The organism is Arthrobacter sp. FW305-BF8, assembly GCF_021789315.1.
Lineage (GTDB): Bacteria > Actinomycetota > Actinomycetes > Actinomycetales > Micrococcaceae > Arthrobacter.
The window spans coordinates 4,814,296-4,834,131 of record NZ_CP084561.1; the positions used below are offsets into that span (position 1 = coordinate 4,814,296).

A 19,836-nucleotide genomic window follows, 5' to 3' on the forward strand; every position below is an offset into this window, starting at 1 on the left:
GTGGCTGAATAGCGCCCTACCGCGCCGGCACGCCTGCAGAGGTCCGCCGCGACATCCGGGACCACACGGCGGGCGCCAGCACCACGGCGATTCCGACGGCGGCGCCGATCACCGTCTCGACGATCCGGTCCCGGAGCAGGATGCCCGGTGCGGCCGGGGAGACGAGCAGCGTAGAGGTCAGTGCCAGTGGCGTCACGAAGAGCTGGGCCAGCACGTAGTTGCGGGCAATGAAGAGCTCGGCGCCGAACTGGCAGATGGCGATCACCAGGACCGTCTGCCACGGCACTGGCTGCAGCAGCAGGACGCCGGCGAGGAGAATAAGGCCCAGTACGGTGCCGATGATCCTCTGCAGGCCCCGGGCGATGCGGTGCCGCGTGGTGCGTCCCACCAGCGGAACCACCGCCGCCACCATGGCCCAGTAGTTGTGCCCGAAGCCGAGCAGCTGGCCCACGAGGGTGGCCAGGGTGCCAGCGAGCCCCGCTGCCACCAGGTAGCCCAGCGCCTCGAGCCCCGCCGCCCGCTTCTCTTCCGCGGTAAGGCGGACGGGCGGCGGCATCTCCCACGGGGTCCGGTGGCTGCGCAGTACGCGGGAGGACAGCCCGACGGCCAGGCAGAAGAGCGTAGTCAGGACGGACACCAGCATGCACTGCCACAGCGGCGGCTGGCTGGGGATGGACGCGATCGCGGCGAAGGCGAAGATGTGGAACAGCGAGCCGGCCGGCCGGTGCCGCCACCGGGCAATCACCAGCGAGCAGCCGCCGGCCACGAGGGTGGTGGCCAGCACCTGCAGCCAGATGCTCGCCGTCTGGGACAGGCCGCCCGCGTGCACAAGCCGGGCAGTCAGCGTGGCCAGGAGGATCACCAGGAGCATGAGCGCGCCGGCCCGGACCTGGATGAAAAACCGCTTCCGGTGCAGCTCGCCGCGGCCGTAGATGCCGGTGAAGGCGCCGAAGGAGGCAAAGATCGCCAGGTCCAGGCGGCCCAGCAGCACCAGGGTGATCAGCGGCACGAAGACGCCCACGGCGCACCGCACGGCGACGTGATGATCCTTGTTTGCCGGGGCAAGGGTGAACATCTCGGCCAGCAGCTTCACGGGGGGTTCGCGCCTTTCGTTGCAGTTTGGAACTGACGACGGCGGCACTGGCGTCCGCTTACCAGCGTAACGGGGCCGGCGCCCGCCTTTCCCGTGGAGGCCGCCTGCTGTCCTGTTGCATTCGTCTCCCTCCGCACGGGCCTCCTCAGCCGGGCCTACCGGGCGGGGCTACTTAGTGGCGTGGGTACGTGCGTCCACAGTGACCACTTCGAAGGTCTTGGCGTTCGTCACCCCAAACTTGGCGTTGACCGCGGCGAGGGTGTCATCGAAGAGCGCCGCCGTCGTCGGGATGTTGAAGTGGGGGCTCTTGATGACCTCACGCAGCTCGGCCGTTGACTCGTGGAAGTTCACGCGGAGCCGGCTGATCTGGTTGGAGAAGTTCTGCACAGCCCAGACGGTGCCGCCCTTGACCAGGATGCCGTCGACGTTGGGCACCTTCACTCCGGTGATCTCGGTGCTGGCCCCGGTCCGAGGGCTGACCGTGTAGAGCGCCTGGTTGCCCGAATGGGCCACCACCAGCCGGCGGGCGTCGCGGGAGTAGGCGATGCCATTGAGGTTGAACTGCTTGCTGGTGTCCGCGGCAGGGCCCTTCAGTGCCAGCGTGCGCACGCTGCCGAGGCCGCCGTCGTCATCCACCGGGATGAAGTACAGCTCACCCTGCCGCGAGTTGGTGAACCAGGCGCCGTGGCGGGTGAGCGCCACGTCGTTGATGAAGACGTCCTTCTTCTTGGTCAGCTGGTAGGTCTTGACCGTCTTTCCCGTGTCGGTGTTGTACACGTAGGCCTGGCCGGTGGGGCCGCCGGCCACGAAGAGCAGATCGTTGTGCCGGTCTGCTTTCATGCCCACGGCCATCCTGCCCACCGGCACATCGATGAACCTGGTGGCCTTGTCCTTGCGGATGTCGCCGCGGTAGATGTCCCCCGTGACGAGGTCGCCGGCGAAGAATTTGGTGCTGCCTGCGGCCGCGATGCCCTCGGCGCCCTTGGCCCCGTCCAGCAGGATGACAGGGGCAACATCGTCCGAACGGGACTGCACTGCCCGGGCCTCTCCGGCGGAGGCAACGGGTGCGGGGACCAGGAGCGCGGCGAGGGCGAGGAACCCTGCGGCGGCAAGGCGGCTGGTACGGCCTGAACTGATGCTGACGGGCATGGCGGTGCTCTCCACGAGTGGACTTTTCCGTGCGAGCAGGCCGTTGTACGGGAGCTCCGCACGCTGGTCTTTCCAGTTTAAGGACCGGGCCGGAGGCTGGCCATAGGCCGGGAACGGGGACGCCGCCGCCCTGGCCCCGGCTGCGAGTTTTTGTCCAGATATCGCGCGCAAAAGCCCCGTCAGAGGCCATTATCTGGACAAAAACTCCAGGGGTTTGCGGGATGGTTCGCGGGATCGGAACGCGGGGGCAATGCCCCTGTAACAGCGGCCGGGCAGGCTGGGGGCATGAAGCCCAACGCGACCGCCCCATCCCCTGCCGAACTGAGCTGTGCCGAATTAAGCTGTGAGGTCTGCGGGCAGATGCCCGAGCCCACCAAGACGCGCCTCACGGCGGCCAATGTCGCCGTCATGCTCCCGATCGAACTCCTGGTGCACGCGCTGGTGGTGCAGACGCATCTGCCCTATGTCGCCAAGGTGCTCGTCCTGACCCTGACGGCCACCGTCCTGGTGATCTGGGTGGCCGAGCCGTCCGCCGCGCGGATCCTGCGGCGGTGGCTCCACGCGCCCGCGCTCCGTCACCGCCGGCACCTTGGCGCGGCTCCGGCTCTGTGGCGTGCCCGCACCGTGCTCCGCGACGAGCCCGGCTCCCTCAAGCGGATCACCCGGTCCCTGGCGCTGCTGGACACCAACATCCTGGGCATCCACGTGCACCCGGTCCGGGGCGGGGTGATGGATGAGTTCGTGCTGTCCGCCCCGGGAGAGGTCAGCGAGCGCCAGCTGCTGGAGGCACTGGCGGACGGCGGCGGACGGAGCCCGCAGGTCTGGCCCACCACCGCCCTGGCCATGGCCGACGGTCAGACCAAGGCCCTGAGCCTGGCCGCCCGCATCGCCGCCGCACCCGGGGAGCTGCCACTTGCCGTAGCGGAACTGCTGTCCGCCCGGATCCTCGACCCCGGCAGCGAGTCGGCCCGCCACGCCCTGACGAAGGGCGAGTCAACGAACGACGCCGGCACCATCCTGAAGATTCCCACCGCCTGGCACGGACCCATCACCTTCTTCCGTCCCGGCGAGCCGTTCACACCGGCCGAATCAGCCCGCGCCCACCGGCTCGCGGAGCTCGCCGAAATCCTGGCGCACCGGGAGCCGCTCGCCCACCACGGGGAGAGTCAGAACCCGGAGGGGTAGCGCGGCGTGTAGCTCTCTTCGAGGCGCCGGACTTCCGAGTCGGTCAAAGCAATCCCGACGGCGGCAGCGGCGTCGTCGATATGGCGTTCCTTCGTCGCCCCAATGATGGGGGCGGTGACGGCGGACTTGCCCGCGCTCCAGGCCAGAGCGATCTGCGCCATCGGCACGCCGCGATCGTCCGCCACGGCGGCGACGGCGTCGACGATGGCCCTGTTCGCGTCCTCGTCCTGCTTGTACAGCCCCTTGCCGAACTCGTCCGTGTCCTGCCGGGTCCCGGACCCGGCAGCACCCCACGGCCGCGTCAGGTTTCCGCGTGCCAGCGGGCTCCAGGGGATGACGCCCACACCCGTGGCCTGGCAGAACGGGTGCATTTCGCGTTCCTCCTCCCGCTCGAGGAGGTTGTACTGGTCCTGCATGGACACGAACCTGGTCCAGCCGTGCAGCTCCGCCACATGCTGCATGCGGGCGAACTGCCAGGCCCACATGCTGGACGCCCCGATGCACCGCGCCTTTCCGGCCTTCACGACGTCGTGCAGGGCCTCCATCGTCTCCTCGACCGGGGTCACCGGGTCATAGCGGTGGATCTGGTACAGGTCGACGTAGTCGGTACCAAGCCGGGTGAGGGACGCGTCGATCTCGTGCATGATCGCGGCCCGGCTGAGGCCGGCCCCGTTACGGGCCTGACGCATCCGGCCGTGGACCTTGGTGGCGATCTGGACCTCCTCACGGGGTGCCAGCTCCTTGAGCAGGGTGCCGGTGATCTCCTCGCTCGAGCCGGCCGAGTACACATTTGCTGTGTCGAAGGTGGTGATCCCCGCCTCGTAGGCGCGCCGCACGAACGGCCTGGCTTGATCGAGTCCCACACTCCACCCGTGCGACCCCTTCTCCGGATCGCCGTAGCTCATCATGCCCAGGACAACTGCGCTGATTTCCAGCCCGGAGTTTCCAAGTCGGACCGTCTTCATTCGGTACTTCCTTTCCCTGCCTGCCTCACCCTCAGTCCGGAGGGAGTAGCTACATCCGGACTTTGAGCGCCCCGGGATCCACCCAGATGGACAGGCTCTTGACGGTGCCCACGTGGTCACCGTCGAGCTGGAACTCCTCCTCGTGCTCCAGGGTGACCTCGATTTTCTTGCCCTGGAAGTACTCGGCGGATTCCTTCTGGTTCTTCCTGCGGCCGAAAATGCCCGCCGCGACGCCCAGCCAGCCGAAGTGCCCGCGGGGCGCCAAAATCAGCAGGTCAAGGACGCCGTCGTCGACCTTCGCCTCGGGGAAAATCTCGATGCCGCCCATGATCCGGCCGCAGTTGCCGGCCATGACACTGCGGATCCGCCGCTTGACCGGGTGCTTGCCGTCCACCTTGACTGTGGCCCTGACCGGCTTGCCCGGCAGCTTGCGGATGCCGGCTTCAACGTAAGCGAGCCAGCCCATGCGGTCCTTCAGTGCGTCCACCGTGTCCGCCATGATCGCGGCGTCGTAGCCCACGCCGGCCATCACCAGGAAGACGTTCTCGTCGTCGGACCCGTTAAAGCTGCTCCTGGCGACATCAATCGTGCGGACGGTACCGTTCAGGACGTCATACGCAGCGGAAACGGGATCGGAGATGTCCACGCCCATATTGCGGGCCAGCAGGTTGCCGGTCCCCAGCGGCACCATCCCCATCGGAGTATCGGTCCCGGCCAGCGCCTCAGCCACGCACCGCACCGTACCGTCGCCGCCGACGGCAATGACGACGTCGACCCCCGCCTCCAGCGCCTCGCGCGCCTGGCCCACCCCGGGGTCTTCAACCGTGGTTTCCAGCCACAGCGGCTCGGCCCAGCCCTGCGTTTCGCACAGCCGGACCAGCGAGGCGCGGAGGTCGGCGCCAACAGCCTTGGCGGGATTCACGACCACGGCGGCCCGTGGCAACGAGGAAGCATTCTGGGCGGTCATGGTGTCCTTCGGCTGCTGCGGGCGGGCCCGAAAGCCCCGGAACTCAAATCGTAGCCGCGTTCCGGGGATCTGGGCACGAAGCTATCGTTTCGGTTGATACTTGCTATCCCAATCAGCGGCCCAACTGCCGGCCCGCAACTGCCGCCTTCAGCGCGCGGCCTCCAGCGCGCCGGTGCTGCGGCGGTCCAGGACCGATGCCCCAGCAGCGGCCAGGATGAGTGCAGCGGCAAGGAACAGGGGAATCTGCGGCTCCCCTGTTATGACGACGCCGGCCGCAGCTGTTCCCGCCGACCCGGCGGCGATTTTGAGTGCACCAACCCAAACAAACACCTGCCCCCGGACCTGCGGCGGAGCAAACTCGCTGCGGGCGGCCAGTGTGGCCGCGAAGAAGTACGAGTTCATGACGCCCGCAGCTCCGTAGGCGGCGACGGCAGGCGCAAAGGACCCGGAGAAGGCGGCCGCTGCGAGCGCCGCTGCGACCAATCCCGCGAGCCGGGTCACCAGCCGGTCCGCGTCGCCCCGCAGCGGACGGCACATCACTCCGACCGAACCGGCCAGGCCGCCCAGCCCGTAGGCAGCTGTCAAAACACCGGCGGCGGCCGGGTGTACATGGAACACGGACGTGGAGGTGACTGCCGCGATGGGAAGCGCCGCAACCGAGAACGCCACGCTGATGGTCAGGTAAAGCATCCTCCGAAGGCGGCCCGTCACAGCCATCAGCTGAAGGGTCCGCACCGGCTTCGGAACGTCTGCTGCCCCGGATGAGGGAGGTGCGTACGGCAGCAGACGCACGACGGCGGCGGCAACGAAAGTGCCTGCCGCCAGGATGAGCGCGGCTGCAGTGGGACCGGCCCAGGCGGAGACAGCGGCCACGACGCTCGGTCCGATCGTCCCGCCGATTCCGTAGGTGGCCACATCCCAGCCCTGGGCCCGGCGCTGGCTGACCTGGTCAGGGCCGGCGATCGCGGGAAGGCGGCTGCTGATGCCGCCGGTCAGCAGAGGGCCGACCAGTCCCGACGCCACGAGCAGAACGCCCGTCAGCGCCGGCCACGTCACCGGATAGAGCAGCACTGCTGCCGCCAGGGTGGCGCCATGGACGATGCACGCCCACGCGATCAGGACGCGGCCGTCGCGGCAGGAGTCCAGGCTCCGGGCCACCAGCGGCCCCATCAGGTGCGGTGCGGTGATGCAGGCGCCGAGCACGCCGGCAAGCCAGCCCGGTGCCCCGCTGGTGGTGACCATGAGGACGATCGCCACGACGGCCCCGCCGTCCGCGGTGCGCGCCAGTGCCGCGGCCGCCACGTAGCGGGCCAATCCGCCGCGTCCCCGGGCCAGGTCCGGTGCCGGCTGACCCCTCGGTGATGTTTGCTCGTTCGGTGCTTTTTGCTCCGCAGTGCCGCGGTTCTGGCTACCCATGATGCAACTGCTCAGGCGCCCAGCCCGCTGAGGCGCAGGGCTTCCTCGACCTTGGTTCGGCCCTCGGCGTCCAGGCTTTGCAATGGGCGGGGCAGGCACGGCGCCTCAACGAAGCCAAGCACTTCGGCCATGGTGGCAGCGACCCGCAGGCTCCCGTACGTGCGGAAGAGCGCCCACACAAGCTCCAGCGCCGCAGATGCCTCCAGCGCCGGGGCGCCGTCACCGGTCTCGGCGGTCTCGCCGGTCTGGGCAAGGTCAACGATTTGCCTGGCGGTCTTGGGAAACAGGCCGGCGATGACTGAGTACCAAACGTCGCACCCGGCGAGCAGTGCCTCTGCCGCAGCCCAGTCGCCGCTGATGCCCAAGGAAATACCCCCGGGAACTGCAGCCCGGAGCCGCGCGACCCGGTCGGCGGCCTGGCCCGGCGCCGGGGGCGGGAACTTGATCGATGCAATGCCCGGAAGTTCGGCGATGCGGCCGTGGAGTTCATCGGAGAACGTAAACCCCGTGGTGGCCGGGTTGTCGTAGACGGCAATCGGCAGTTCGGAGGCCGACGAGACCTCGCGGTAGAGCCCGTAGACCTCTTCCTCGGTCAGCCGCTGGTACGACACCGGCGCCAGCAGCAGGCCGGAGGCGCCCGCACTCTGGGCATCCTCGACGCAGTCCAGCACATCACGGGTGCGCATGGCGCCGACACCTGCCACTACGGGAGTCCCCTGCGCAGCTTCGACGGCCGCCTCAACCACCTTGCGGCGTTCCTCGCGGAGCAGATAGGTGTAGATTCCCGTCGAACCCAGCACACCGATGGAGTCGGCGCCGGCATCGACGCACCGCCCGACCAGCCCAACCAGCGCGGCTTTGTCGACGTTGTCCCCGGCGAGCGGAGTCAGGGGAAATGCACAAAGGCCTTCAAACACGAGGGAGGTCCTCTCTTCAGATCAGCTTTGGTTTTGTTTCATGCTCACAGCCAGATTGGTCCTAGCATAGATCCAAGAATCCCTATATCAGGAGGACCAAGATCGAAGCCGAACTGCCGCTCGTTCTGGACCACCAGAGCCGCGTCCCGCTTGCCGCCCAGCTGGCCGGCCGGCTGCGGGAGGCCATCCTGAGCGGAACCCTGGGGCCGGAACACAGCCTGCCGGCATCGCGGCGCCTTGCCGCCGAGCTGGGCGTCTCCCGCGGCGTTGTGGTCCGCGCCTACGAACAGCTTGCCGGCGAGGGCTACCTGGAGAGCCGGGGCTCGGGCGGTACCCGGGTGGCAGTACGCGCCGACGGCCCGGGCATCGCGTTGGAAGGCATCCAGGAGGCAGCCGGAGCGGAGCAAACCGTAACGATCGACCTCACGCCGGGACGGCCGGCCGGTACCCCATTCGGTGACCGTGACTGGCGGGCCGCCTGGCGGAAGGCCGTTGCCGAGCCGGTGGAGGTTGGGCTTCCGGACGTCTTGGGCACCCCGGTCCTCCGCTCTGCCTTGGCAGGTCACCTCGCCGCATCCCGCGGACTTACGGTGAGTGCCGAGGACGTCATCATCACAGCGGGCACCAGTGACGCCCTGCAGCTGATCGTCGCAGCGCTCCGCGGCCAGGCGGAGCCGCCCCGCGTGCTGATGGAGGACCCCGGCTATCCCACGGCCAGGCGGGTGCTTTCCGCAGCGGGAGCCGCGGTGCAAACCCTACCGGTTGCCGACGACGGGCTGGAGGCAGCACAGCTTGCGGCCCTTGGCCCCCGTCCGGACGCCGTCCTGGTGACGCCCAGCCACCAGTACCCCCTGGGCGGACGGATGCCGGTTAAGGAACGGCTTGCCCTGCTGGCCTGGGCTGAGGCCAACCGCGCGCTCATCCTGGAAGATGACTATGACAGCGAGTTCCGGCACCGCAGGATGCCCCTGCCCGCCCTTGCCTCGCTGCCCTCCGCCGCCGAAGTCGTGTTGGTAGGCACCTTCTCAAAGTCGCTGAGCCCGTGGCTGCGCTGCGGCTATCTCGTGGTTCGCGGCGCCACCGGACAGCGCCTCAAGGACGCGCGGCATGACCTCGGCACACCCGTTCCCGGAGTGATGCAGTCTGCCCTGGCCAACTACATTGCCGGCGGAGGGCTCGCACGGCACATCGCCCGGGCGCGCCGCGAGTACGCCCATCGCCGCGCACTGCTGCTCGACCGCCTCGGTAAACGGGCCGACGTCGAATTGGCGGCTCTTGACGGCGGTCTGCACGCCGTCATCCGGCTACAGCCGAACGTTCCGGCCGAGCGTCTGGCCGAGGAAGCACTGCGGCTAGGGGTGCGGGTCGTGACCCTGGCCAGCTACTTTGCAGAGCGGACGCCGGAGAACGGCCTGGTCATCGGGTATGGCGCCCCCACAGATCTGCAACTTGCGCGCGCACTGGACATCATCGCCGGGGTACTCGACCGAATGGCCAGTGACTGCGGGTAACGGGGTTGCCGGCTGCATCCTCGTCGATCTCCGGCTGCGGGCGTCAGTGTCCGGTTGCGAGGACCGCGGCCAGCGTAAGCATCAACAGTGCGACACCGCCGTCGAGGATGCGCCATGACGCCGGCCGCGCGAAAAAGCCGCTGAGGCCGCGAGCGCCATAGCCGATCAGGGGAAACCAGAGTGCACTGCCGGCGGCAGCCCCTGCCCCGAAGAGCCACTTGCCGGAATCGCCGTGCGTATTGGCCAGCGAGCCCAGCAGCACCAGCGTGTCGAGATACACGTGCGGGTTGAGCCAGGTGAGCGCGGCGGCAGTGAGCACAGCAGACCAAGCCGTCCTTTTACCCATGGCACCGGCCGCCTTAAGCGCGCCGGGCCGCAGGGCCCGCCGCACAGCGAAAACCGCATAGGCAAGGAGAAAAGCGACGCCGACCCATCGCACCACCGCAAGCAGCACCGGAGCGTTTTGGATGAGCACCCCAATCCCCCCGACCCCCGCCAGGATCAGGACTGCATCGCTCACAAGGCACACCAGTACGACCGGAAGAACGGCCTCGCGCTTGAGGCCCTGGCGCAGGACGAACGCGTTCTGGGCACCGATGGCGATGATGAGGCCGAGCCCGGCGCCGAGCCCGGTCAGGAAGGGAAGCATTCTTCGAAGGTACGATCACATAATCTGAAATGCAATTCAGTTTTTCTGCAGATCCATTAGAATATCTTCATGGAACTCGATCAGCTCCGCGCGCTTGCCGCCGTCATCGACCACGAGACCTTCGACGCCGCAGCGAGCGAACTGCGGCTCACACCCTCAGCCGTGAGCCAGCGCATCAAGGCGCTTGAACGCTCCGTGGGCAGCGTGCTGGTGCGGCGCCTCAAGCCGGTCCGGCCGACGCCGGCGGGAGAACAGCTCCTCCGTTCCGCGCGCCAGCTCCTGCTCCTCGCGGACGAGGCGGTCCTTGCCCTGCGCGGGCCCGAATCTACGCAAAGGAACGACCGCGGGCGGCCGAGTGCCGAGCGGCTTCGGGTTCCCATCGTGGCCAACGCGGACTCGATCGCGACGTGGCTCCCCGCGGCCTACCGGGAAATTGCGCTTGGCGGCCGGGTGGCCCTCGAGCTGCTGCGCGACGACGAGCATTCCACCGCTGACCTCCTGCGGTCCGGCGACGCCGTAGGCGCGATCACCGCGGATCCCCGGCCGGTGCAGGGGTGCACGATCCGGCCGCTCGGCACCATGGTGTACCGGGCCAAGGCGTCGCGCGAGTTCGCGGCCCGTTGGTTCCCCGGCGGTCCCACTCCGGAGGCCCTCGCCGTCGCCCCCGTCATGCAGTACGACCGGAAGGACACCCACCAGCTCGCAATCCTCGCGCGCGTGGCCCCGGATGCGACGGCCCCACAGCACTTCATCCCCGATTCCGTGCAGTTCGTCGAATCAGTTCACGCCGGCCTGGGCTGGGGCATGGTGCCGGACCAGCAGGATCCCGAGGACTCGCTCGTTGAGCTCGATCCGGCCTGGAGTGAGGACCTGCGGCTCTACTGGCAGGTGTGGACGCTGGACTCGCCGGGCCTCACGGAGGTGACAAACGCCGTCGTCCGCGCCGCCCAAAGTCTGCCGCCGCACCGAAACTAGCGTCGGTGCGGCGGGTCCGCTATGACAGTACGGACTCAAGATCTTTCTTCTCGTCAACAATAGGGATGTTCTTCGCGGCTGCGGCCCTGACGAACCTTGGTCCGGCCGGGCCGTACGCGTCTGCAGGTTCCGGGCAGAGCCAAAGCACCGCGGGGTAAAGCACCGCAGCCAGGCCAATGGAAACGGGAATACTCAGGTCCACTCCCGCGGCGAGATTGCCGAGGGCACCGACGAACTGGTTCGGAACGTTCACGAACATGATTCCCATGACTGCAGAGAAGATCCAGACGCCCATGGCGCGCCAGTTCCATCCGTGGTTGAACCAGTACCGGCCACCAACCTGGCGTCGGTTGAAAACCTGGAGGGAGTCGGCGTCGTACCAACCCCGCCGCGTCACGTACCCGATCATCATCATGATCATCCAGGGGGCTGTACAGGTGATGATGAGCACCGCAAATGTGGAGATGCTCTGCACAATGTTGAAAGCGAAGCGGCCCACGAAGATGAAGACGATGGCGATGGACCCGATGAACAACGTGGCCTGCACACGGGAAAACTTGGGAAAGACGCTGGAGAAGTCGAGGCCCGTTCCGTAAAGCGCGGTGGTGCCGGTGGACATTCCGCCTACCAGGGCTATGAGGCACACCGGCAGGAAGTACCAGGCAGGGGAAACGGCCAGGAGTCCGCCCACATAGTCGGAGTTTTCAAAGAACGCCGGCGCCTCCGTGGCGATAATGGTAGCCGTGACCAGCCCGAAGCCAAACGGCACAAGGGTAGCCACCTGGGCTAGAAAGGCAGCAGCCATGACCTTTCGCTTTGGCGTCTCAGCCGGGATGTACCGGGACCAGTCGCCGAGGAACGCGCCAAAGGAGATGGGGTTGGACATCACGATCAGCGCCGATCCTATGAAGGACGGCCAGAACAGTGCGTTGGTAGCTGCATCGGATCCCGGCCCGAACGTCCCCGCGTAAGACGCGTCGAAGGTACCCGCGAATGCAACGATTCCGAGCAGGAAAAGCAGTGACGCCGCGACCACAGCGATCTTGTTGACCCAGAGCATGAAACGGAACCCGTAGATGCACACGGTCAGGATCAGAACAGCAAAGACGCCGTAGGCAAGGCTAAGCGTTACGGCGTTTTGAGGCAGCCCCACCAGGCGGTTCGCGCCCCCTACCAGTGCGTCCCCTGAGCTCCACACGGAGATGGAGAAGAAAGCGAAGGCCGTCAGCAGCGACAGGAAGGATCCCACCACGCGGCCGTGCACGCCCAGATGTCCGGACGACGAAACGGCATTGTTCATTCCGTTCGTGGGGCCGAAAACGGCCATTGGGCAAAGTATCAGGCCGCCAACCACGACACCCAGGACAGTGGCCATCAGCGCGTCCTTGAAAGACAGCCCAAAGAGTATGGGAAACGATCCCAGGACTACCGTGGCGAAGGTGTTTGCGCCGCCGAACACCAGGCGGAACAGGTCCAGCGGTTTGGCCGTCCTGTCGGCAGCGGGAATCGGTTCGATGCCGTGTTTTTCGACCTCTGTTACGGCTGGCGCTTTGAAATCCTGGCGTCATGAGATCGCCTTCGGACTAGCAGGCGCCGGAGAAAGGTGCTCATGAACGGCGAGCACGCTGCCAGACTCCGTCCTGGTGAAAATGATGGTCTCCCTCTCGCGAAGGGTCTCTTTGGTTCCGGAAACCTCGATGACGGTTTCGACATCGTGGCTGAACACGGCGCATGTTCCGGCGTTTTGGATGTGCGCATTGTAACTGGCGCACTCTGCGACCCGCCAACCATCCGAGAGCCAGTTCTGCCACAGGGCGCGGTATTCCCCGCGCGAACTAAGTCGGTCCGGTTCGGAATGGAAGATGAAGGTCGCATCAGGGGCGAAACAGTCGAAGTAGTCGTCTGTGTCGGTGGCCGCGAAGGCGGTCATCAGCCTCTTCGCCGCCTCTTCGACCTCGGCGGTGGTGATTAGGTCCACGGGTACTCACTCTCGGCGTTGCTTGTAAGGTTTCCGCCGTGACGTGTTCCAGCTCACATCCGGTCAGGGTGCCAGTAAACCGGATCAAGTATTCGGTAGTCAACAATTGTTGCTTGCCAGTCACTTTTATTGCGCAGTCGGCTGCCGCCTGCACCGAATCCGGCGGGCCTTCCCTGCCCGCCGGGTGTGCGGACCACAGCGGGCCGGAGGTATTCCGGGAGACAACAGCGGCGGGTGCTGATGCACCCGCCGCTGTTGTGTGAAACCCGCCCGTCAGGCGCTCACGCGCTGTTAGGCGTTCACCCGCACGTAGGTGGAGCCGGTGAGCCAGGAGGCCGGGTGCACGATGGTTTCGTTGACGCCATTCATGCCGCTGCTGATGGCCTGGCCGCCGCCGATGTAGACGCCGACGTGTCCGGCGCTAATCATCAGGTCACCGGGCTGCGGGGCGGAAACCGGAGTCCCGTACTGGTAGAACTGTGCGGGGGCCAGGTCGCCGACGGACTTACCGACAGAGCGCAGTGCCTGCTCCACCAGGATGGTGCAGTCCTGGGTGGCGCCGAGCTGCGCCCGGGCAGAGGCCACAATGGCTCCACCCACGCCACTGGCTGACTGGGTTGCAGCCGCCGGTGTAATCGAGGCGGAGGCGTTGTAGATTCCCATGCTGGCAGGCGCCGGGGCAGCCGGTGCTGGAGCCGCGGGAACTGCCGGAGCGGCAGGAACCTCAGGCACTGCCGGGGCCGCAGGTACAGCGGGAGCTGCAACGGCACCCGGTCCGGGGATGAGGATCTGGTCGCCGGGGTAAATGACGGACGCCAGGGACAGGCCGTTCTCCGCGAGGAGTGCATCAAGGCTGACACCGTGGCGTGCTGCGATGGCACCAAGGGTGTCGCCGGGCACCACGGTGTGCGATGCGCCGGCAACAGCGGATCCACCGCTTGCCGGCGCGGGAACTGCCGGGGCGGCCTGTGCCGGTGCGGGGACTGCCTGGCTGGGTACTGCCAGCGCCTGGCCAGCGGCGGACTGGACAGCAGCAGCGGCGTCCGGCGTCTCAGGCGCGTAGGCACCCGCGTGCGCGGGGGCTCCGGCGCCGAAGAGGAGTCCGGAAGCGACGGCGGCAGCGGCCGCCGGCTTGGCAACCGAGGCGGCGTTGGACCTGAGGGAATACTGCAGGCCCTGCAAAGCGATGGACGTCGTCGGGGTGGCGCGATGGCGCGCGGCGGTGAACTTACGTGACATGGTTGATGTGCCTCTCCCATGCCTGCGGGGTGAGCTGTCGGGTTCGGATGGGAGTCACCCGGTCCTGCCCGCCGCTAGGCGGAGCGTCTGGACTTAACCCCTAGGCCTTGGCTTGCAAGGCCGATACAAAGGTGGTTCCCCCGTCCCTGCCTGTTGGTCATAGCGAACGGATCCCGGTCAGCGGCAGGGCTCGGCATTCTGCCCGGGAATGCCCTGAGCGGAACCAGGGCACCGGCCGAGGCTATCGCACTCAGGCCCCAAAAGTCACATTTGAGTAACGAGGGTGTGTCGGAAAGGCCGGGGACAACCCCCGGATGCTGCCCCCTACAGGGCCTTCACCGCGCCCAGCACCTTCGTCAGGGACTCCTTGGCGTCGCCGAACAGCAGGGTGGTTTGCGGTTCGAACATGAGGTCGTTCTCGATTCCCGCGAACCCGGGCCGCATGGAGCGCTTGAGGAACACCACCTGCCGTGCGTCCGCCACCTCAAGGATGGGCATCCCATAGATCGGCGAGCCTGCGGTGGTCTTGGCGGCGGGGTTCACGACGTCATTCGCGCCCACCACCAGCGCCACGTCGGCGGTGCGGAACTCGGAGTTGATCTCACCCATTTCCTTGAGCGATTCGTAGGGCACATTGGCCTCGGCGAGCAGCACGTTCATGTGCCCCGGCATGCGCCCCGCCACGGGGTGGATGGCGAAGTCCACGCGGGTACCCCGGGATTCCAGGGCCTGCGCCAGCTCCGCCGCGGTGTGTTGTCCCTGCGCGACGGCCAGCCCGTAGCCGGGAACGATGATCACGCGCTGCGCGTAGCCCAGCAGCACCGCCACGTCCTCGGGGCTCGACGAACGGACCGGACGGTCGCTCACAGCGGTGGATCCCGCCGTCGAACCTCCCCGGAACGCGCCGAACAGGATGCCGGCCACGCTTCGGCCCATGGCCGCAGCCATCGCCCGGGTGAGGATGGTGCCGGACGCCCCCACCAGCGTGCCGGCCACCACCAGGAGCACGTTGCCCAGCACCAGGCCGGACGCCGCGACCGCCAGGCCAGTGAAGGCGTTGAGCAGCGAGATGACGATCGGCACGTCGGCGCCGCCCACCGGCAGCACCAGCAGCACGCCTGCCACCAGGCCCAGCAGCAGGAGCAGGAGGGCCAGGACCAGTGAACCCCCAAGCACGACGGCGGCCGCCGCACCGACGGCGGCGAGCAGCACTGCGGCCATGAGTACCGGCAGGCCGGGGAACACGACGGGGCGGGTGGTCATGAGCTCCTGTAACTTCGCGAACGTCACGGCGGAACCGGCGAAGGACACCGCCCCCACCAGCAGGGTGAAGACGACGGCGACGCGCACCCAGGCGTCCTCCGCATGGGGCAGTTCCAACAGCGCCACGAGGGCAGCGGCGCCGCCGCCCACGCCGTTGAAGAGGGCGACGAGCTGGGGCATCTGGGTCATCTTGACGCGCCTGGCCACGGGGGCTGCCACGCCGGAGCCCACGGCTATGGCGCCGAGGATCAGGGGGACGTTGTCCAGCCGGGTTGAGAAAAAGACCGTAACGACGGCGACCACCGCACCAAAGGCGCCGATGAGGTTGCCGCGGCGGGCGGTTCGCGGGGAATTCAGGCCCTTCAGCGCAAGGATGAAGAAGACGGCTGCCGCGAGGTAGAGCAGGGCGGTGACGTTGGGGTCGAGGAGGGTCACCGAGTGGCCTCCGTGTTCTCCTTGGTGTCAGCGAGTGTGGCGCCCGTAACTGGCGTGGACCCGGGCGCACCGGGCTTGGCCGGCTTATCCGGCTTGCGGCCGCGGAACATCTCCAGCATGCGGTCCGTCACCACAAAGCCGCCCACCAGGTTCGCCGTGGCAAGCACCACCGCCAGCAGCGCCACCGCGAGGACCCAGGGGTGCGTTGCCTGGCCGGCGACGATGATGGCACCCACCAGGATGATCCCGTGGATCGCGTTCGCGCCGGACATCAGGGGCGTATGCAGCGTGCTGGAAACCTTCGACACCACTTCGAAGCCGACAAACACCGCAAGCACGGTGATGGTCAGCAGGCTGATGCCGTCCATCAGACCACCCCTTCGTTTTCCGATGTCTTCACTGGCCCGTCCGCCAACTCATCGGCGAGTCCGTTGTCCGCCTCGCTCGCGACCACCGCGAGAGCCTCCGCCGTCGGCGGGTGCCGCACCACGCCGTCGTGCGTCAGGCACGCACCTGCTATCACGTCGTCGTCGAAATCCGGGTCCACCGTCCCGTCCCGCGTCATCAGCGCCAGCAGGTTGGCCACGTTCTTCGCATAGAGCCGGGAGGCGTCCGTGGGCATGGCCGACGCCGCGTCCTTGAGGCCGACGACGGCGACGGTCCCCTTTCCGTCGGCCGTGGGGACGTGGATGTCCCGGCCGGCCACGGACCCCTCCACATTGCCGCCCGACTCCGCGGCGAGGTCGACCACGACCGATCCGGGGCGCATGCCCTGCACCATCTCACGGGTCACCAGAAGCGGGGCGTGCCGGCCGGGGACAGCCGCCGTCGTGATCAATACGTCGGCATCGGCGACGTGGGGAGCCAGCAGCTGCCGCTGCAGGGCGCCGCGGTCGGCGGTGAGCTCGCGTGCGTACCCGCCAGCCGCCTCTGCGGTCTCCAGATCCAGCTTGATGAAGGTGCCACCCATGGACGTGACTTCTTCGGCGGAGGAGGGCCGGATGTCGTTGGCGGAGACGCGGGCGCCGAGCCGCTTCGCCGTCCCGATCGCCTGCAGCCCGGCCACGCCGACGCCGAGCACCAGCACCCGGGCGGGCGGGACGGTTCCGGCGGCGGTCATGTACAGCGGGAAGAAGCGGGGCAGGCGGATGGCGGCTTCGAGGACGCAGCGGTAGCCGGCCACGAGGGCCTGCGAGGACAGGGCGTCCATGGACTGGGCCCGGGAGATGCGCGGCACGAGTTCCAGTGCGAAGGACGTGACGCCGCCCTGGGCCAGCGCCCTGACGGTGGCGAGTTCGGACGACGGCGAGGCCAGGCCCACGGTGACGGCGCCGCGCTTCAGGGCCGTCGCCGTCGGAAGTTCCAGCGGACGTACATGGGCGAGGATGTCCAGCCCGGCGGGATCGAGGTCGTCAACGATGCGGGCACCTGCCTGGCGGTATTCGTCGTCGGCGTGCCCGGCGGAAACACCCGCCCGGGATTCGACCAGCACCTCCAGGCCCAGTCCGGCCAGCTGCTTTACGGTTTCCGGCGTCGCAGCGACCCGCCGTTCGCCTTCCCGGCGCTCCCGCGCTATCCCCAGCTTCACCCGCAACTTCCCTTCCAACGGTGCAGCGGCTCCTGCCCATTTCAGGCCCGAGGACCAGACCACGGAGCGGCACTGCTGCACGTAGTTGGCTAGAGTCTATGGCCCAAGGGACCGTGGCGGGAGGGCGGCGGCTAACCGCGTCCCTTACCGCCCGCTGGAGAAGTCCGACGAAATGCGCTCCGCCGTGGCCACGATTTCCTTCCGCACGGACTCCAGGTAGGCCTCACGGTCCAGCTTGGCGGCCACGGACTGTGCCTGCAGCGAGACGTTGACGGCGGCCACCACTTTCGGGCCGTGATAAACCGGAGCGGCCACGGACATCAGCCCCAGCTCCAGCTCCTGGTCCAGGAGGCACCAGCCCTGAGCCCGGACCTTGTCGAGGACGGCCAAAAGGTCCTTCACCGTGCCAACCGCGCGTGGGGTGAGCGGCCTGATCTCCGCCGCCGCCAGGTATTCCTTAAGCTGCTCCGGCGGGAGCCCGGCCAGCAGCACCCTACCCATCGACGTCGCATAGGCGGGGAACCTGGTGCCTACGGTGATGCCGATCGTCATGATCCGGCGGGTGGTGACTCTTGCGATGTAGGCGATGTCCGTCCCGTCCAGCACCGCTGCCGACGTCGACTCCCCCAGCTTCAGGGACAGCTCTTCCAGGTGCGGCTGGGCCAGCTGCGGCAAGGAAAGACCTGAAAGGTAGGCGTAACCGAGCTGCAGCACCTGGGCCGTAAGCGCGAAAGTCTTGCCGTCGGTCCGGACGTAGCCGAGTTCCACCAGCGTGTGCAGGAAACGCCGGGCCGTGGCGCGGGTGAGATCGGTGCGGGCAGCCACCTCGGTGAGCGTCATGTCGGCGTGCTCAGTGTCGAACGCACGGATGACCGCGAGCCCGCGCGCGAGCGACTGCACATACTGGTCGCTGGCCACCGGCGTCGCACCGTCCTTCGGCACTCGGCCCGCACGAGGCGTGGTCCCTGCTGCTGCGTCGGTCATGGTTACTAATCCTAATCGGCGCGAATGGACACTTCCGGCCCCGCCCCCGCACGCGCGAACTGGCAGCTGATGCCCTCAAAACCCGGGTTTGCGGTCATCTGCTGCCAGTTCGCGCTGGGATGTGGGGGAAGCGTTAGTGCTCGACGGCGGGGGCTGCGGTGAGGGGGACGGGGACCAGGGCTTGGAGTTCTTCGAGGGTGCAGCCGAAGGTCTCGCGAACGCGGACGCCGTCGGGGCCGGTGAGGAACACGGCCTTGTCGGTGTACACGCGGGTCACGCAGCCCACGCCGGTGAGCGGGTAGGTGCAGGCTTCCACGATCTTGGAGCCACCTTCGCGGGTCAGGAGCGTCATCATCACGAACACGTCCTTGGCTCCGGTGGCCAGGTCCATCGCGCCGCCGACGGCGGGGATGGCGTCCGGGGCGCCGGTGTGCCAGTTGGCGAGGTCACCGGTCGCGGAGACCTGGAACGCGCCGAGGACGCAGATGTCCAGGTGCCCGCCGCGCATGATCGCGAACGAGTCGGCGTGGTGGAAGTAGGACGCGCCCGGGAGCTCGGTGACGGGGATCTTCCCGGCGTTGATGAGGTCGCCGTCGATCTGGTCCCCAGTGGCCACCGGGCCCATGCCGAGCATGCCGTTCTCGGTGTGGAGCGTGATGTTCTGCTCCGGCTTGAGGTAGTTTGACACCAGGGTGGGCTGGCCGATCCCGAGGTTCACGAAGGATCCCGGCTTGATGTCGCGGGCCACCATGCGGGCGAGGTCGTCACGGCCCAGCGGCGTTTCGGACGTCTGGATGGACGTTTCTACAAGGCTCATCTCAGGCCACCTGTTCTGCGGTGCCGGCGGCGGCAGCACCGCTGGAATCAATACGGACGATGCTGTTGACGTAGATGCCGGGGGTCACGATGTTCTCCGGGTCCAGCGCACCGGTGGGGACGATCTCGGAAACCTGCACGATGGTGTGCTTCGCTGCCGCGGCCATGATCGGGCCGAAGTTCCGGGCCGTCTTGCGGTAGATGAGGTTTCCCACACCGTCGGCCTTCAGCGCCTTGATCAGCGCGACATCGGCGTGGATGGGCGTCTCGAACACCTGGCCGCGGCCGTCGATGATGCGGGTTTCCTTGCCCTCGGCCAGCATGGTGCCGTACCCGGTTGGCGTGAAGAACCCGCCGATCCCGGCCCCGGCGGCGCGGATGCGTTCGGCCAGGTTGCCCTGCGGCACCAGTTCCAGCTCAATCTGCCCGGCCTTGTATTTGGCGTCGAAGTGCCAGGAGTCGGACTGCCGCGGGAAGGAACAGATCATCTTGCGGACCCGGCCCTCCTTGATGAGCAGGGCCAGCCCCTGGTCGCCCTGGCCGGCGTTGTTGTTCACCACGGTCAGGTCCGTGGCGCCGGAGTCCAGCAGCGCGTCGATCAGTTCGAACGGCTGGCCGGCGTTGCCGAACCCGCCGATCATCACGGTGGAGCCGTCCTTGACGGCCGCGACGGCCTCGCCGACCGTGTCAATGAAATTCAGCATCT

Annotated in this window: 19 protein-coding genes and 1 riboswitch; of the genes, 3 read left to right on the forward strand and 16 right to left on the reverse strand. The window is 67.7% G+C overall.

All coding sequences use genetic code 11. From position 1 onward, the window contains the following. Nucleotides 1-16: 16 nt before the first annotated feature. Nucleotides 17-1,093 (reverse strand): FUSC family protein, encoded by a 1,077-nt coding sequence (locus LFT45_RS21825; protein ID WP_236805840.1) that lies wholly within the window; start codon nt 1,091-1,093, stop codon nt 17-19. A gap of 168 nt (nt 1,094-1,261) precedes the next feature. Then, nucleotides 1,262-2,257, reverse strand: a complete 996-nt coding sequence (locus LFT45_RS21830; protein WP_236805841.1) for an SMP-30/gluconolactonase/LRE family protein — start codon at nt 2,255-2,257, stop codon at nt 1,262-1,264. Nucleotides 2,258-2,527: 270 nt separating this feature from the next. Between LFT45_RS21830 and LFT45_RS21835 the strand changes: the two genes are divergently transcribed. Beyond that, nucleotides 2,528-3,427, forward strand: a complete 900-nt coding sequence (locus tag LFT45_RS21835) for an amino acid-binding protein (RefSeq protein WP_236805843.1) — start codon at nt 2,528-2,530, stop codon at nt 3,425-3,427. On the opposite strand, the gene LFT45_RS21840 is transcribed toward LFT45_RS21835, so the two are convergent. The 4 genes from LFT45_RS21840 to LFT45_RS21855 all read right to left on the reverse strand — a co-directional run bounded on the left by LFT45_RS21840 (nt 3,409) and on the right by LFT45_RS21855 (nt 7,692). Continuing rightward, complete coding sequence (locus LFT45_RS21840) at nt 3,409-4,392, reverse strand: aldo/keto reductase (protein WP_236805844.1); 984 nt, start codon at nt 4,390-4,392, stop codon at nt 3,409-3,411. The genes LFT45_RS21835 and LFT45_RS21840 overlap by 19 nt on opposite strands. Before the next feature lie 49 nt (nt 4,393-4,441). Continuing rightward, the gene (locus tag LFT45_RS21845; protein WP_236805845.1) at nt 4,442-5,359 is read right to left on the reverse strand and encodes a diacylglycerol/lipid kinase family protein; all 918 of its coding nucleotides are present in this window, start codon (nt 5,357-5,359) and stop codon (nt 4,442-4,444) included. 147 nt (nt 5,360-5,506) lie between these two features. Continuing rightward, nucleotides 5,507-6,775, reverse strand: coding sequence for an MFS transporter (locus tag LFT45_RS21850; protein ID WP_236805846.1), 1,269 nt, complete (start codon nt 6,773-6,775; stop codon nt 5,507-5,509). Between the two features lie 11 nt (nt 6,776-6,786). After that, nucleotides 6,787-7,692 (reverse strand): dihydrodipicolinate synthase family protein, encoded by a 906-nt coding sequence (locus LFT45_RS21855; protein ID WP_236805847.1) that lies wholly within the window; start codon nt 7,690-7,692, stop codon nt 6,787-6,789. A 173-nt stretch (nt 7,693-7,865) separates the two neighbouring features. Between LFT45_RS21855 and pdxR the strand changes: the two genes are divergently transcribed. After that, the gene (pdxR, locus tag LFT45_RS21860) at nt 7,866-9,203 is read left to right on the forward strand and encodes a MocR-like pyridoxine biosynthesis transcription factor PdxR (protein ID WP_236809467.1); all 1,338 of its coding nucleotides are present in this window, start codon (nt 7,866-7,868) and stop codon (nt 9,201-9,203) included. Between the two features lie 43 nt (nt 9,204-9,246). Here pdxR and LFT45_RS21865 read toward each other — a convergent pair whose 3' ends face one another. Next, on the reverse strand, nt 9,247-9,852 hold the full coding sequence (locus LFT45_RS21865; RefSeq protein ID WP_236805852.1) for a LysE/ArgO family amino acid transporter: 606 nt from the start codon (nt 9,850-9,852) through the stop codon (nt 9,247-9,249). A gap of 69 nt (nt 9,853-9,921) precedes the next feature. Between LFT45_RS21865 and LFT45_RS21870 the strand changes: the two genes are divergently transcribed. Continuing rightward, entirely contained in the window at nt 9,922-10,827 is a 906-nt protein-coding gene (locus tag LFT45_RS21870; RefSeq protein WP_236805853.1) for an ArgP/LysG family DNA-binding transcriptional regulator, read from the forward strand. A gap of 19 nt (nt 10,828-10,846) precedes the next feature. Here LFT45_RS21870 and LFT45_RS21875 read toward each other — a convergent pair whose 3' ends face one another. The 9 genes from LFT45_RS21875 to LFT45_RS21915 form a co-directional block, all read right to left on the reverse strand. Then, the gene (locus LFT45_RS21875; RefSeq protein WP_236809468.1) at nt 10,847-12,343 is read right to left on the reverse strand and encodes a purine-cytosine permease family protein; all 1,497 of its coding nucleotides are present in this window, start codon (nt 12,341-12,343) and stop codon (nt 10,847-10,849) included. Nucleotides 12,344-12,391: 48 nt separating this feature from the next. After that, the gene (locus tag LFT45_RS21880; RefSeq protein WP_236805854.1) at nt 12,392-12,805 is read right to left on the reverse strand and encodes a YybH family protein; all 414 of its coding nucleotides are present in this window, start codon (nt 12,803-12,805) and stop codon (nt 12,392-12,394) included. A gap of 291 nt (nt 12,806-13,096) precedes the next feature. Then, nucleotides 13,097-14,044 carry a C40 family peptidase gene (locus tag LFT45_RS21885; RefSeq protein ID WP_236805856.1) on the reverse strand — a complete coding sequence of 316 codons (948 nt, stop codon included), beginning with the start codon at nt 14,042-14,044 and terminating at the stop codon, nt 13,097-13,099. A 6-nt stretch (nt 14,045-14,050) separates the two neighbouring features. Then, nucleotides 14,051-14,219: riboswitch (cyclic di-AMP (ydaO/yuaA leader) on the reverse strand. Between the two features lie 149 nt (nt 14,220-14,368). Beyond that, nucleotides 14,369-15,742: an NAD(P)(+) transhydrogenase (Re/Si-specific) subunit beta gene (locus LFT45_RS21890; protein WP_236805859.1), complete on the reverse strand. Its 1,374-nt coding sequence runs from the start codon at nt 15,740-15,742 to the stop codon at nt 14,369-14,371. Beyond that, nucleotides 15,739-16,110, reverse strand: coding sequence for an NAD(P) transhydrogenase subunit alpha (locus LFT45_RS21895; RefSeq protein WP_236805861.1), 372 nt, complete (start codon nt 16,108-16,110; stop codon nt 15,739-15,741). Before LFT45_RS21895 ends, LFT45_RS21890 begins: the two co-directional genes overlap by 4 nt. Continuing rightward, nucleotides 16,110-17,330 carry a Re/Si-specific NAD(P)(+) transhydrogenase subunit alpha gene (locus tag LFT45_RS21900; RefSeq protein WP_236805863.1) on the reverse strand — a complete coding sequence of 407 codons (1,221 nt, stop codon included), beginning with the start codon at nt 17,328-17,330 and terminating at the stop codon, nt 16,110-16,112. The genes LFT45_RS21895 and LFT45_RS21900 overlap by 1 nt, the downstream gene beginning before the upstream one ends. A 144-nt stretch (nt 17,331-17,474) precedes the next feature. Further along, nucleotides 17,475-18,314 (reverse strand): IclR family transcriptional regulator domain-containing protein, encoded by an 840-nt coding sequence (locus LFT45_RS21905; RefSeq protein WP_236805865.1) that lies wholly within the window; start codon nt 18,312-18,314, stop codon nt 17,475-17,477. A gap of 133 nt (nt 18,315-18,447) precedes the next feature. Continuing rightward, on the reverse strand, nt 18,448-19,131 hold the full coding sequence (locus tag LFT45_RS21910; protein ID WP_236805866.1) for a 3-oxoacid CoA-transferase subunit B: 684 nt from the start codon (nt 19,129-19,131) through the stop codon (nt 18,448-18,450). A gap of 1 nt (nt 19,132) precedes the next feature. Further along, nucleotides 19,133-19,834 carry a 3-oxoacid CoA-transferase subunit A gene (locus LFT45_RS21915; RefSeq protein ID WP_236805867.1) on the reverse strand — a complete coding sequence of 234 codons (702 nt, stop codon included), beginning with the start codon at nt 19,832-19,834 and terminating at the stop codon, nt 19,133-19,135. Nucleotides 19,835-19,836 lie beyond the last annotated feature (2 nt).

Bases quoted from the DNA above. Each gene is read 5' to 3' on its own strand.
- LFT45_RS21895 (WP_236805861.1), bottom strand. From the start codon at position 16,110: ATGGACGGCATCAGCCTGCTGACCATCACCGTGCTTGCGGTGTTTGTC.
- LFT45_RS21910 (WP_236805866.1), bottom strand. From the start codon at position 19,131: ATGAGCCTTGTAGAAACGTCCATCCAGACGTCCGAAACGCCGCTGGGC.
- LFT45_RS21835 (WP_236805843.1), top strand. From the start codon at position 2,528: ATGAAGCCCAACGCGACCGCCCCATCCCCTGCCGAACTGAGCTGTGCC.
- LFT45_RS21905 (WP_236805865.1), bottom strand. From the start codon at position 18,314: ATGACCGACGCAGCAGCAGGGACCACGCCTCGTGCGGGCCGAGTGCCG.
- LFT45_RS21915 (WP_236805867.1), bottom strand. From the start codon at position 19,834: ATGCTGAATTTCATTGACACGGTCGGCGAGGCCGTCGCGGCCGTCAAG.
- LFT45_RS21845 (WP_236805845.1), bottom strand. From the start codon at position 5,359: ATGACCGCCCAGAATGCTTCCTCGTTGCCACGGGCCGCCGTGGTCGTG.
- LFT45_RS21865 (WP_236805852.1), bottom strand. From the start codon at position 9,852: ATGCTTCCCTTCCTGACCGGGCTCGGCGCCGGGCTCGGCCTCATCATC.
- LFT45_RS21850 (WP_236805846.1), bottom strand. From the start codon at position 6,775: ATGGGTAGCCAGAACCGCGGCACTGCGGAGCAAAAAGCACCGAACGAG.
- LFT45_RS21870 (WP_236805853.1), top strand. From the start codon at position 9,922: ATGGAACTCGATCAGCTCCGCGCGCTTGCCGCCGTCATCGACCACGAG.
- LFT45_RS21885 (WP_236805856.1), bottom strand. From the start codon at position 14,044: ATGTCACGTAAGTTCACCGCCGCGCGCCATCGCGCCACCCCGACGACG.
- LFT45_RS21840 (WP_236805844.1), bottom strand. From the start codon at position 4,392: ATGAAGACGGTCCGACTTGGAAACTCCGGGCTGGAAATCAGCGCAGTT.